The sequence below is a fragment of the Amycolatopsis tolypomycina genome (genome assembly GCF_900105945.1).
Classification (GTDB): domain Bacteria; phylum Actinomycetota; class Actinomycetes; order Mycobacteriales; family Pseudonocardiaceae; genus Amycolatopsis; species Amycolatopsis tolypomycina.
This window is the reverse complement of the sequence record NZ_FNSO01000003.1, coordinates 684532-696404: the sequence shown is the minus strand read 5'-3', so window position 1 is coordinate 696404 and position 11873 is coordinate 684532. Positions and strand designations below refer to the sequence as shown.

Annotated in this window: 13 protein-coding genes and 2 tRNA genes; 5 read left to right on the top strand and 10 right to left on the bottom strand. The window is 71.7% G+C overall.

What is annotated here, in order from left to right; translation table 11 throughout:
• Positions 1-32: 32 nt before the first annotated feature.
• The 5 genes from BLW76_RS08995 to BLW76_RS08975 all read right to left on the bottom strand — a co-directional run bounded on the left by BLW76_RS08995 (position 33) and on the right by BLW76_RS08975 (position 4750).
• Positions 33-106, bottom strand: a tRNA-Arg gene (locus BLW76_RS08995).
• A 41-nt stretch (positions 107-147) separates the two neighbouring features.
• A tRNA-Ser gene (locus BLW76_RS08990) sits at positions 148-237 on the bottom strand.
• 65 nt (positions 238-302) lie between these two features.
• Positions 303-2018 (bottom strand): phosphatidylglycerol lysyltransferase domain-containing protein, encoded by a 1716-nt coding sequence (locus BLW76_RS08985; protein ID WP_091305368.1) that lies wholly within the window; start codon positions 2016-2018, stop codon positions 303-305.
• A gap of 37 nt (positions 2019-2055) precedes the next feature.
• Positions 2056-4035 (bottom strand): acetoacetate--CoA ligase, encoded by a 1980-nt coding sequence (locus tag BLW76_RS08980; RefSeq protein WP_091305367.1) that lies wholly within the window; start codon positions 4033-4035, stop codon positions 2056-2058.
• An 85-nt stretch (positions 4036-4120) separates the two neighbouring features.
• Positions 4121-4750 carry a dienelactone hydrolase family protein gene (locus BLW76_RS08975; RefSeq protein WP_091305365.1) on the bottom strand — a complete coding sequence of 210 codons (630 nt, stop codon included), beginning with the start codon at positions 4748-4750 and terminating at the stop codon, positions 4121-4123.
• A gap of 146 nt (positions 4751-4896) precedes the next feature.
• Between BLW76_RS08975 and hisC the strand changes: the two genes are divergently transcribed.
• A complete protein-coding gene (gene hisC, locus BLW76_RS08970; RefSeq protein ID WP_091305364.1) occupies positions 4897-5961 on the top strand; it encodes a histidinol-phosphate transaminase in 1065 nt (354 codons plus the stop codon).
• Here hisC and BLW76_RS08965 read toward each other — a convergent pair.
• Positions 5942-6715 carry a sulfite exporter TauE/SafE family protein gene (locus BLW76_RS08965; protein WP_091305363.1) on the bottom strand — a complete coding sequence of 258 codons (774 nt, stop codon included), beginning with the start codon at positions 6713-6715 and terminating at the stop codon, positions 5942-5944. The genes hisC and BLW76_RS08965 overlap by 20 nt on opposite strands.
• Before the next feature lie 135 nt (positions 6716-6850).
• On the opposite strand from BLW76_RS08965, the gene BLW76_RS08960 reads away from it, so the two are divergent.
• Entirely contained in the window at positions 6851-7375 is a 525-nt protein-coding gene (locus BLW76_RS08960) for an RNA polymerase sigma factor (protein ID WP_091305362.1), read from the top strand.
• Complete coding sequence (locus tag BLW76_RS08955) at positions 7375-8181, top strand: hypothetical protein (RefSeq protein ID WP_091305361.1); 807 nt, start codon at positions 7375-7377, stop codon at positions 8179-8181. Before BLW76_RS08960 ends, BLW76_RS08955 begins: the two co-directional genes overlap by 1 nt.
• A gap of 10 nt (positions 8182-8191) precedes the next feature.
• On the opposite strand, the gene BLW76_RS08950 is transcribed toward BLW76_RS08955, so the two are convergent.
• The 3 genes from BLW76_RS08950 to BLW76_RS08940 are packed head-to-tail and all read right to left on the bottom strand — an operon-like array spanning position 8192 to position 9695.
• Entirely contained in the window at positions 8192-8545 is a 354-nt protein-coding gene (locus BLW76_RS08950) for a VOC family protein (protein ID WP_091305360.1), read from the bottom strand.
• Positions 8542-9165 (bottom strand): GNAT family N-acetyltransferase, encoded by a 624-nt coding sequence (locus BLW76_RS08945; protein ID WP_091305359.1) that lies wholly within the window; start codon positions 9163-9165, stop codon positions 8542-8544. The genes BLW76_RS08950 and BLW76_RS08945 overlap by 4 nt, the downstream gene beginning before the upstream one ends.
• Positions 9166-9200: 35 nt before the next feature.
• A complete protein-coding gene (locus BLW76_RS08940; protein WP_091305358.1) occupies positions 9201-9695 on the bottom strand; it encodes a hypothetical protein in 495 nt (164 codons plus the stop codon).
• 82 nt (positions 9696-9777) lie between these two features.
• Here BLW76_RS08940 and BLW76_RS08935 point away from each other — a divergent pair, with 82 nt between their 5' ends.
• Both BLW76_RS08935 and BLW76_RS08930 read left to right on the top strand, forming a co-directional pair.
• Positions 9778-10467, top strand: a complete 690-nt coding sequence (locus tag BLW76_RS08935; RefSeq protein ID WP_091305357.1) for a FadR/GntR family transcriptional regulator — start codon at positions 9778-9780, stop codon at positions 10465-10467.
• Between the two features lie 36 nt (positions 10468-10503).
• Complete coding sequence (locus tag BLW76_RS08930; protein WP_167384563.1) at positions 10504-11316, top strand: class I SAM-dependent methyltransferase; 813 nt, start codon at positions 10504-10506, stop codon at positions 11314-11316.
• Here the strand turns inward: BLW76_RS08930 and BLW76_RS08925 are convergent.
• Positions 11313-11810 carry an FBP domain-containing protein gene (locus tag BLW76_RS08925; protein WP_091305356.1) on the bottom strand — a complete coding sequence of 166 codons (498 nt, stop codon included), beginning with the start codon at positions 11808-11810 and terminating at the stop codon, positions 11313-11315. The two genes, BLW76_RS08930 and BLW76_RS08925, sit on opposite strands and share 4 nt — an antisense overlap.
• Positions 11811-11873: the final 63 nt, after the last annotated feature.

The following is an 11873-nucleotide window of genomic DNA, read 5'->3' as shown; positions in this document are numbered from 1 at the left end:
CCGGACCTGCGTACTGCTGTCTCAACCAGACGTGCGCCCGAAGGGATTCGAACCCCTGACCTTCTGATCCGTAGTCAGATGCTCTATCCAGCTGAGCTACGGGCGCGTGTTCAGTTGTAACCTAGCACCCGGCGAACCGGGTACCAGCGGAGGCTCCGGGATTTGAACCCGGGAGGGGGGGTTACCCCCAACCGCATTAGCAGTGCGGCGCCATAGACCAGACTAGGCGAAGCCTCCTGGGCCCAACGACCACTGCTCAGATAGGTTACACACCCCTCGATCACCCCCGAACGCGGCCCCCCTTATGCCCGCTGCAGCAGCCTGAGCAGGCGCGGAGAGCGGCCGCCGAGTCCTTCGGCTTCGAACGTCGCGATGCCGACGCGCGGGAGTTCGCGCACGCCCGGGTACACCAGGTACCTGGGCACCCAGCGCGGCTGGAACTTCGCGTTGAAGCGGTACAGCGTCTCGATCTGGATCCAGCGCGAGAAGAAGTGCAGCACCTTCGCCGACATGCGGGCGACCGGTCCCGCGCCGATGCGCTGGCCCTGTTCCATCAGGGCGCGGAACGCCGCGAAGTTCAACGACACCCGCTCGACGCCGTGGCGGCGGGCCGCGAGCAGCAACTCCGAGATCATCAGCTCGTTGACGCCGTTGTCGGCCGTGCGGTCGCGGCGCATCACGTCCAGCGACAGGCCCTTCGCACCCCACGGCACGAACTGCAGCACCCCGCGGACGCGGCCGCCCTGCTCGGCCGTCACCAGGACCGACCGGGGGTCGCCCATGCGGCCCAGCGCCATCGAGAAGCCGCGCTCGGTGTCCGTGCCGCGCCAGGTGGCCGCCAGGACCTCCAGCTCGGCCAGTTCGCCGGGGCGCAGGTCCTCGGTGCGGCGCACCAGCACCTTGTAGCCCGCGCGCTTCGTGCGGGCCGCGGCCTGGCGGACGCCGCGCATGATCCGGCCGTCCAGGGTGAAGCCGGCCGCGTCGACGACGGCTTCGTCGCCGATCTCCAGCACCTCCAGGCCGAACCGGGCCCAGACCGTCGCGCCCAGCTCGGAGACACCCATCGCCGCCGGGACCCAGCCGCCGCGGCGGCAGACCTCCAGGTACTCCTCGATCGCGCCGGGCCAGGCCTCGTGGTCGCCCAGCGGGTCGGCCGAGCAGAGCGCGACCCCGGCGATCACGCGGTACGTCACGGCGGCCTTGCCCGTCTTCGAGAACACCGCGAACTTGTCCCGCCGCAGCGCGAAGTACCCCAGCGAGTCACGGTCGCCGTGTTCGTCGAGCAGCCGGCGCAGGCGGTCGACCTCCTCGTCGGTCAGCCGCGGCGCCGGTTCGGCCGAGCGCAGCAGGAAGTACGCCGACACCAGCACCGCGGCCAGGCCGAACAGCAGGCCGACGGCGGCCACCAGGTCCTCCAGCCACATCTGGTGGAACACCGCAGGCCCGCTCACCCCGACCAGCGCGAGCGCGGACTCCGTGAGCCTGCCGCCGAAGCCCAGCGGCTCCAGTGCCGCCCGCGGGACCACCGACAGGAGGATGACGTTGATCACGAACCCGGCCAGCGCCAGCTGGGCGAACACGCGCACCGCCCGCCAGCGCCCGACCACCGGGTCCGGCTTCGCGACGAAGTAGCGCCGGTTGGCGATCAGGCCCACCAGCAGCAGCACCGACACCAGGCCCGCGGCGAAGACGTGCTTGAGCCCGAGGTGCGACACCGTGAGCAGCACCGTCGCCCCCACCGCCAGCTGCCAGGCCCGGCGCTTGCGGCGGCGCAGGCCCGCGGCCAGCAGCACCAGCAGCACGCCCATGACCAGCGCCACGGTCGCGGCGGCGACCGTGGCCTCCTGCGGCAGCTCCAGCCATTCGGCCAGGTGCCCGCGCAGGCTGCGCCGCCCGGCCGGGATCAGGATCGACCCCAGCGTCAGCAGCCCGGCGAGGCGGGTCACCCAGGTGATCACCCCCACGGTGGTGGCACCGGCCACCTTCCAGGTGATCTGCGTGCGTGTCCCCGTCACCACCCGTACAACCCACCGTGGATGATCATGCTTCCCCCGTCTACCCCCCGGCGAGCTCCACGAACGGCGCCAACGCCGCCGGGTTGGCCAGCGCGTCGCGGCTGACGGCCCGGTCGGGAGCCACACCGGCGAGGATCTTCTTCACCGGTACCTCACACTTCTTACCGTTCAAGGTACGAGGAATCTCGGAAACCACGACGAACCGATCGGGTACATGCCGTGGTGACAGCGCGCTACGAAGCTCCTTGCGCAGGCGCGGTTCGACGTCTTCGAGCGCGACACCGCCGGCGAGCACCACGAAACAAATCAGCTGGCCGTCCTCGTTCCCGGCCGCCGACGTGTCCACGACCAGCGAGTCCGCGATTTCGTCGTAGCCCTCGACGACCCGGTAGAACTCCGCCGTGCCCATCCGGACGCCGCCGCGGTTGAGCGTCGAGTCGCTGCGGCCGTAGATCACCGCCGAGCCGCGGTTCGTGACGCGGATCCAGTCGCCGTGGCGCCACAGCCCGGGGTACATCTCGAAGTACGCCTCCCGCAGCCGCGAGCCGTCGGGGTCGTTCCAGAAGAACACCGGCATCGACGGCATCGGCTTCGTGATGACCAGCTCGCCGACCTCCTCGACGACCGCGTTGCCGGCCTCGTCGAAGGCGTTCACCGCGGCCCCGAGCGCCGGGCAGGACAGCTCCCCCAGCCAGACCGGCACGTCCGGCGCGGACGCGACGAACGCCGCGCACAGGTCGGTGCCGCCGGAGACCGAGCAGATCTGGACGTTCTTCCCGATCTCGTTCACGATCCACCGGAAGCCCTCGACGCTCAGCGGCGCGCCGGTGGAGCCCAGCGCGCGCAACCCGGTGAGGTCGTAGCGCTCGGCGGGCTTGATCCCGGCCTTGAGGCAGCTCTGGATGAACGGCGCCGACGTGCCGAAGTAGGTGACGCGGTGCTGCTCGGCCAGGTGCCACAGCGCGTTGAGGTCCGGGAAGCCCGGGCTGCCGTCGTAGAGCACGATCGTGGTGCCGACCAGCAGGCCGGAGATGAGGAAGTTCCACATCATCCAGCCGGTGGTGCTGAACCAGAAGAACCGGTCGCCGGGCCCGAGGTCGGTCTGCAGGGCGAGGGCCTTGAGGTGTTCGAGCGTGATGCCGCCGTGGCCGTGCACGATGCCCTTGGGCAGGCCGGTGGTGCCCGACGAATAGAGCACCCACAGCGGGTGCGCGAACTCGACCGGCTCGAACAGCAGCGGCGCGCCTTCGTGCTTCGCCAGCAGTTCGTCCCAGTCGAGGGTGCCGTCCATCCGGCCTTCGCCGACGTACTCGACGAGCACGGTCGCGGCGAGCGACGGCAGCTGCGCCTGGAGGTCGGCGATCGTCGTCCGGATGTCGAACTGGCGGCCGTTGTACGCGTAGGCGTTGACCGCGAAGAGCACCTTCGGCTCGATCTGGACGAACCGGTCCGCGACCGCGCGGACGCCGAAGTCCGGCGAGCACGACGACCAGATCGCCCCGATGCTCGCCGCGGCGAGGAACGCGACCAGCGTCTGCGGGCAGTTCGGCGCCAGCGCGACGACCCGGTCGCCCTTGCCGACGCCCAGTTCGAGGAACGCGGCCCGGGCCGCGGCGACCTGCGCGCGAAGCCGGCCGTACGTCAGATGGCTCGCGAAGCCGTCTTCGCGGTGGAAGATCACGGCCGTCTCGTCGTCGGCCTTCGCCGCGCCCGCGACGCCGGGGGTGAGCGCGTGCTCGGCGTAGTTCAGGGTGCCGCCCTCGAACCAGACGGCGTCGGGCATCTCGCCCGAGAGCACTTCGCCGGGCTGGTCGTGCCAGCGGACGCCGAGGAAGTCCGCGACCGCCGCCCAGAAGTCCGGGCCGCGCTCGACGGAGAACTCGTGCAGCGAGCGGTAGTCGTCCACCTCGACGCCGCGCTCGGCGCGCAGCCACCGGCGGAAGGCATCGATCTTGGTGTCGGCAACGTGGCCCGGCTCGGGGCGCCAGAGCACTTCGGGGGCGTCGGCGGTGTGCGTCACGCCCCGAGCCTAATCCTTCCGATCGGGAAGTCACCGTGGTCGCAACCGACACGGAAAGGCGGTTGGCGGTGGTGACCGCCCACACCTACCGGAGGTGCGCGTCGAACCAGTCGAGCGTGCGCTGCCAGGCCTCCGCGGCCGCGCCCGGGTCGGCGTCGAAGCGGTGGTTCGCGCCCGGGTAGTGCACGACGTTCGTGGCGACCCGGGCCGACGCGGCGGCGTCGCGCAGGCGCTCGACGTCGGCGCCGCCCGCCTCGTCGCCGGCGTCGCCGTACATGCCGAGCCACGGGCTGGTGAGCCGCCCGGCGATCTCGACCAGCGCGGGCAGCTCGGCGGCCCGCTGCCCGCCGACGCTGACCGCGGCACCCAGCCTGCGGTGCGACGCGACGACGAGCGCCGCGGTGCCGCCGAGGTCGAAGCCCATCACGCCGAGCAGGTCGGCCTGGACACCCCGCTCGACCAGCCAGGCCAGTGTCAGGTCGGTCGCGTCGAGCAGGTCCTGCTGCGTGAGCTCGTCGTTCTCCAGGTGCGGGGTGACGGTCAGCCAGCCTTCCGTGGCCAGGCCGGCGAGCAGCAGTTTCACGCCGTCGGTGACGCCGTCGGCCTCGTGCAGCACCACCAAGCCGCCGCGTAGCGCGCCTTCGGGTTCCGAAAAGGTCAGGCGGAGGGTGCGGCCGTCGGTGCGCTGGTAGTCCACGGTGCTGGTCGACGTCATTGCGTCACCCAATCACTTCGAGGTGAACGGAAGGCACTCAGTGTCGCAGGTCACTGCTCCGGCTACCGCTTGAAGGGAGTCGCGGGGCGCCGGGCGGAAAAGATACGGTGAGCGGGTCGTCCCGTCGACTTCCAGGAGCGCCGAAGATGCCGTCCGTGTCCCCGCGTGCCGATCTCGAATCGTTGCCGAAATACGTCCCCGGCCGGACGATCGAAGGCGCGATCAAGCTGGCGAGCAACGAGGTGCCCGGCGGCGCCCTGCCGAGCGTCGCGCAGGCGATCGCCGACGCCGCGGCCGGGGTCAACCGCTACCCGGACACCGGCTCGCAGGCGCTGCGCGAGCGGCTGGCGCGCGAGCTGGACGTGCCGGTGGAGCGCGTCGCGATCGGCTGCGGCTCGGTTTCGCTGTGCCAGCAGACGATCCAGGCGGTGTGCTCGCCCGGCGACGAGGTCATCTTCGGCTGGCGCTCCTTCGAGGCGTACCCGATCGTCACGCAGGTCGCGAACGCCGTGTCGGTGAAGGTCCCGATCACCGAGGGCCAGGAGCTCGACCTCGACGCGATGCTCGCGGCGATCACCGACCGGACGCGCGTGGTCTTCGTCTGCAACCCGAACAACCCCACCGGGACGGCGGTGCGCCGCGCCGAGCTGGAGCGGTTCCTCGAGGCCGTCCCGGAGCACGTGCTGGTCGTGCTGGACGAGGCGTACAAGGAGTTCGTCACCGACCCCGAGGTGCCCGACGGCGTCGAGTACACCCGCAGCCGGTCCAACGTCATGGTGCTGCGCACGTTCTCGAAGGCGTACGGCCTCGCGGGTCTTCGCGTGGGTTACGCCGTGGCGCCCGAGCCGATCGCGGACGCGCTTCGCCAGGTGTACGTGGCTTTCTCGGTGAACATGCTGGCCCAGGTGGCCGCGCTGGCGTCGCTCGACGCGGCCGACGAGCTGCTGGCCCGCTGCCAGGACATCGTCGTCGAGCGCGGGCGGGTGCGCGAAGCGTTGCTGGCGGCGGGGTACCAGGTGCCGGAAACGCAGGCGAACTTCGTCTGGCTGCCGCTGGGTGACCAGGCCGTCCCGTTCGCCGAGCACGCGCTGGACCGCAAGCTGGTGGTGCGCCCGTTCGCCGGCGACGGCGTCCGCGTGACCATCGGGACCCGCGAGGAGAACGACCTGTTCCTCGCCGCGGCCCGCGAATTCAGCTCGCGAACTGCTTGACCACCAGCTGGATGACGGCGGCGACGCCGATCACCACGATCACGCCGCGCAGCACCGCCGGCGACAGCTTCCGGCCGATCTTCGCGCCGAGGAAGCCGCCGGCGGTGCTGCCGACGGCGAGCCACAGCACCACGGCCCAGCTGACCGGCGCGACGAACGCGTAGATGACCCCGGCGACGAGGTTGACGACGGCGGCGAGGACGTTCTTGACGCCGTTGAGCTTCTGCAGCGGCTCCGACAGCAGCATGCCCATCACGGCCATCAGCATCACGCCCTGCGCGGCGGTGAAGTACCCGCCGTAGATGCCGATGAGGAAGATGAAGAACATCAGCAGCGGACCGGGTTTGTGCTCGGTCCCGTTCTGCTCGCGCCGCTCGGCGACCCACTTCGACACCTTCGGCTGGATGATCACGAGGACCACGGCCAGTCCGACCAGCACGGGGACGACGGCTTCGAAGGCGTCCTTCGGCAGCGAGAGCAGCAGGATGGTGCCGCCGATGGCACCGAGGAAGGACGCGACGGCGAACTTGGCCGTCTGCGGCCAGTAGCCCTTCAGCTCGTGCCGGTACCCCCAAGCGCCGCTGAGCGTGCCGGGGGCCAGGCCGATGGCGTTGGACGTCGTCGCCGTCACCGGCGGGTAGCCGAGCGCGACGAGCACGGGGAAGGTCACGAGCGTCCCCGACCCGACGACGGCGTTGATGGTCCCCGCCCAGATCCCGGCGACCACGACGATCAGCGCGTGCCACCACGTCATGAAGCATTCACGTGCGGAGCCTAAGCATCGTGGGCCGCTCCCGCGCGGCAGATGTGTCAGGTCAGACACTCACGACGGTGCAGCGTTTCGGTCGCCCACCGCGTAAGAAGCCGTACCTGACATGAAGGAGGCCCCATGCGGGCAGCCGACGAGGATCGGTTTCGCGAGTTCGCCAGGGACAACGCCGTGCCGCTGCGTCGCTACGGCTACCTGCTGTGCGGCGACTGGCACCTGGCCGAAGACCTCGTCCAGGCCACGCTTCACAAGCTGTACGGAGCCTGGCCGAGGATCCGCGGCACCGACCGGCCGGTGAGCTACGCGCGGCAGACGCTGACCCGCTGCTGGCTCGACGAACGGCGGCGGCCGTGGCGGCGGTCCGAACGCCACACCGACGCGCTGCCGGAGGTCGCGGACGCGGCCGCGGACCCGGCCGTGCTCCAGCAGCACGCGGGCCTGCGCGCCGAGCTCGCCACGGCGCTGGCGACGCTCGCGCCCCGGCAGCGGGCGGTGCTGGTGCTGCGGTACTTCTGCGAGCTGCCGGTCGCCGAAACCGCACGGGAACTGCGGTGTTCCGAGGCCACGGTCCGGAGTCAGGCCACCCGGGCGCTGCGGACCCTCCGCGGCGCCTTCCCGGATTCACTGGCAGAAAGCGAGCTGTGATGGACGAGCAGATGCTGGCCCGCGAGTTCACCGCGGCCGTGCGCGCCGAACCGCCGCTGGGCTTCGACCCCGACGAGGTCGTCACCCGGGTCGCCCGGCGGCGGCACCGCCGTCGGGCCGTCCTGCTGGCCTGCGCGGGTGTCGTCGTGGCCGCCGCGGCCGCCGTCGCCATCCCGGTCACCAGGCCCGCGGCGGACGTCCCGCCCCGGCCGGCGGCACCGCCCCGGCCTGCCCCCTCCGCCGGGGAACGGTGGTGGCCGCCGGGCACCGGCGAGATCGCCCAGCCGACCGACGCGCGGATCAGCGCCCGGGCCCCCCGCATCGCGGAGCACCTCGAAGCGCTCCTGCGGAAGATGCGGCCGCCGGGCGAACCGATCCGGCGCGATTCACTCACGTCCGCCCACTTCGGCGGCATCATGCCGACCAGCCAGCGCGGGGTGAGCATCACCGAGCGCGGCGGGCCGGAAGCCACCGCCTACTCCCTCACGGTGGAGGTGTTCGTGCCGACCAACCCGGTGCAGCGGTTCCAGCCCCAGCAGCTGTGCGCGGAGCTGAAGGTGCAGATCAGCCCCTCGACGACCTGCCGCTACGCCGCCGTCGGCGCCGGCGGGATCCTGATGACGTCGGAGGCGGACACGTTCGACCGGGAGGGCACGCTGCAGCGCGGCATCACGGTGACCGACTACCGGGCGGACGGCAGCTACGTCCTGGTCAGCTTGGGGGGCACGGTCGGGGTCATCGCTCCGTTGGCGATGACCGCCGAAGAGCTCGCGACCGTGGCCAGGGATCCGGGGCTGACCTTGTAGTGCCGGGCCGTCATCGTGGGGTGAAGACGCAGAACTCGTTGCCCTCGGGGTCCGCCAGCTGGTCCCAGTCCACATCACCACCTCGCGCGCGGATCAGGGTCGCGCCCAGTGCGAGCAGCTCGGCCCGGTCGCCGAAGACGTCCAGGTGCATCCGGTTCTTCACGGTCTTCCGCTCCGGCACCGGGTTGAGCCAGATCAGCGGCCCCTCGCCCGCCGGGTCGACGATCGGGACCGGCCAGTCGTCCGGGCGGGTGTCGCCCGTCAGCGCGTCGCGGCGGACGTAGCCGAGCGCGCGGCACCACCAGTCCGCCAGTGCCTGGTGGTCGTTCGCGTCCAGGGCGAGGTCTTTGAACCGTGCTGTCATGCCGCTGCTTCCGGGACGTGCGCCGGGACGACGTCGGACACCACACGCCAGCCCAGCGAGGTGTACAGCCCGCGCCCCGCCGCCGACGCCAGCAGCACGCTCGACGGCGTGCCGGCCGCCGCCGCGAGCCGGTGCATCACCACCCGGCCCAGGCCGCGGCGGCGGTGCTCCGGCTCGGTCTCGATCTTGTCGAACACGGCCACTCCGCCGGCCACCGCGACCTGACCGCGGGCCGCCGGAGCGTCGCCGGAAGACACGGCCACCTCCCAAACCGGCCCCTCGCCGGACACCGCGACCGAGTACGGCGGTGGCACCTCCGCCGGCGGCAGCGGCCCTTCGAACGCCATCAGGTACTCCGTCTCCCCCGCCCGCCACACCTCGGTCAGGCCCGCCAGCACGGCGGAACGCGCGCCGCACGTCTTCAGCCAGGTGCCCGGGGCCGCCGCCGTGCGGGCCCGCGCGGGCACCGCCGACGCCGAGCGCAGCAGGTAGCGCACCCGGTGCCCCGGCAGGCCGACGTCGACGCGGTAGCCGTCGGGCTCGGCGACCGGCGGTGCCGTCGCCCGCGACACCGCCCAGCCGCGGACCCACGCCGTCAAGATGTCCATGCCGGTGATCATGGCAGCCACCACCGACAGTTTCCGCGGGTCGCGGCTCAGTACATGGCCCGGAACTGCCCGAGGAGTGCCATGGCCTCGTCGAAGGCGCCGGAGCAGCCGGCGTTCTTCCGGCCGCGGACGGCACCGTTGCCGGCGAACCACGCCTCGCACCCCTGCAGGGTTTCCGCCCGCCGCCCGGTCTCGTCGAGCGTCCGGAGCGCGTCCGCGTAGCGCGGGGCGTCCGGGTCGGCCTTGATCCTGGCCTGCGCCTCGGCGATTCCCGACCGCAGGACGGCGACCGTGGGATAACAGCGCGGCAGATCCGGCACGCAGGAAGCCAGCACGCTGCCGATCGCGTCCAGCTTGGTGACCACCGCCTCCCCGAGCACGGTCGACAAGGAGTGCGCCGTCGCGGTCGTGGGAGTGGGCGTGGGCGTTGCCGAGGTCCGCGACGCGGTCGTGGTCGGTGGCGTGGTCGGCGGCACCGCGCTGCCGCAGGCGGTGAGCAGGAGGCCGAGTGCCCCGATCCCGGCAAGGCGCAGCGTGGTCATGTCGCTATCCCCCTCGGTCGGCGAGCCGCAACGCTACGTCCGGGCCACGGGGACCGGTCCCGCGGCTGAGAGGATGAGCGGCGTGGACACCGAGCAGGTCTGGAGCGCGACCGTCGACCGGCTGCGGGCCCGGATCGACTCCGGTGACCTGCCGCCCGGCTCCCGGCTGCCCGCCGAACGCGTCCTGTGCGAGGAGCTCGGCATCAGCCGCGGATCGCTGCGCCAGGCCCTGCGCGTCCTCGCCTCCATCGGGTACGTCCAGATCCGCGCCGGCTCCGGCACCTACGTCCGCGAACAGCAGGAACAGCCGCTGCGGACGTGGTTCACCGAGCACGACCAGCTCGTCGAGAAGCTCTTCGACCTGCGGGCGACGGTCGAGCCCACCCTCGCCGAACGGCTGGCCCGGCACGCGACCGCGAAGACCGTGAGCCGGCTCGAGGACAACGTCGCCGAGATGGCGCGGGCCGCCGAAGACGGGGACATGCTGCACGTCATCGCCGCCGACGCCGAGTTCCACCGGGTGATCGCCCAGAACGCGGGCAACGACGACGTCGCCGGGCTGCTGCGGTCGGTGCTCGCGCTGGTCGGCGAGGAACGGCGGGCGGCGCTGCGGCTGCCCGGGCAGATCCGCAAGGCCGTCGCCGACCACCGCGCGATCCTCGACGCCATCCGCCGGTCCGACCCGGCCGCCGCCCGCGAGCTGACCCTCAAGCACCTGGTGGACGCCAAGACCTACGCGCACGACTACGCCGCCCACCCCGAAACGCGCTAGACTTTTCACAACATTGTGAAACTTCTGGGGGTCGTGATGGAGAAGGTCCACTTCACCGAAGAAAAAGCCACCAACCTGGCCACGCTGTACGGCCGCGCGCTCGACTACCGCAGCGCCCACCCGATCCTCGGCGACCAGGCGGCCGACGACGCCGTCCGCCGGATCGACTACGACTTCACGAAGATCGGCATCACCCCGGACCGCGCGGTGTCGGTCGTCCTGCGGGCGAAGCCGATCGACGACTGGGCCGCCGGGTACCTGCGCGCCCACCCGGACGCGATCGTGCTGCACCTCGGCTGCGGCATGGACACGCGGTTCCAGCGCCTCGCCCCGCCGGAGACGGTCCACTGGTACGACATCGACTACCCCGAGGTCGTCGAGCTGCGCGAAAAGCTCTACGCCCCGGCGCCGAACCACACGCACATCGGCTCGTCGGTCACCGACTTCGGGTGGCTCGACCAGGTGCCGTCGGACCGGCCGGCGCTGATCGTCGCCGAAGGCCTCACGATGTACCTGAAGCCCGAGACCGGCATCGAGCTGTTCCGCCGGCTGGCCGCGAAGTTCCCCTCCGGCGAGGTGATCTGCGACCTGTTCAACCGGACGGCCATCAGGATCCAGAAGCTCAACGCGCCGGTGCGCAAGGCGGGCGCGACGCTGTACTGGGGCGTCGACGACCCGCGCGAGCTGGAACGCTGCGGCCTCACCCTCGAGTCCGCATTGGACGCCGGCCACTGGGCGACCCCGGACGTGCTGGCCAAGATGGGCCCGATCACCCGGTTCCAGCTGCGGATGCTCAAGGTCTTCCCGGCGCTGGCCCGCACGGCGCACATCGTCCGGTACCGCTTCTAACGCGACTCCAGCACCCGCGCCACGAACTTGTGCAGCTTCTCCTCCAGCCGCGCGATGCGCTCCTCGAGCGTGAGGGTCTCGAACGGCTGGGGCACGTCGGACTTGAGCTGACCGCGGACGTACTGGCTGCACGCCAGGTTGCCGCAGGCGTAGATGCCCAGCGTGTTGCCGTCGCGCCCGGCCTTCCCGGCGCGCTTGCCGGAGAACAGCGTGATGTCGGCGAGGCCGTGCGTGGTGGTGCAGAAGCCGCAGATGTTGCTGCGCAGGCGCGTCTTCGGGGGCGGCGCCGCGCGCAGGGCCAGCCCGACGACCTCCCCGCCGTACGGCAGCACCAGGTAGGCGCGAGCGGGTGCCTTCGGGTCGCGCCAGCCGAGGAACTCCCGCTGCGCCCAGGGGATCTCCTCGGGCCGGGCGGGCAGCGTCACGCCCTTGGCTTCGCCGCGGGTGCAGTTGACGAACGAGGCCCGGACCTCGTCCTGGCCGAGTGGCTCCATGCCCGGACGGTAACCAGCTGCCACCGGCGGTGGCCACGCATTTTCGGCCGTACGATCGACGCC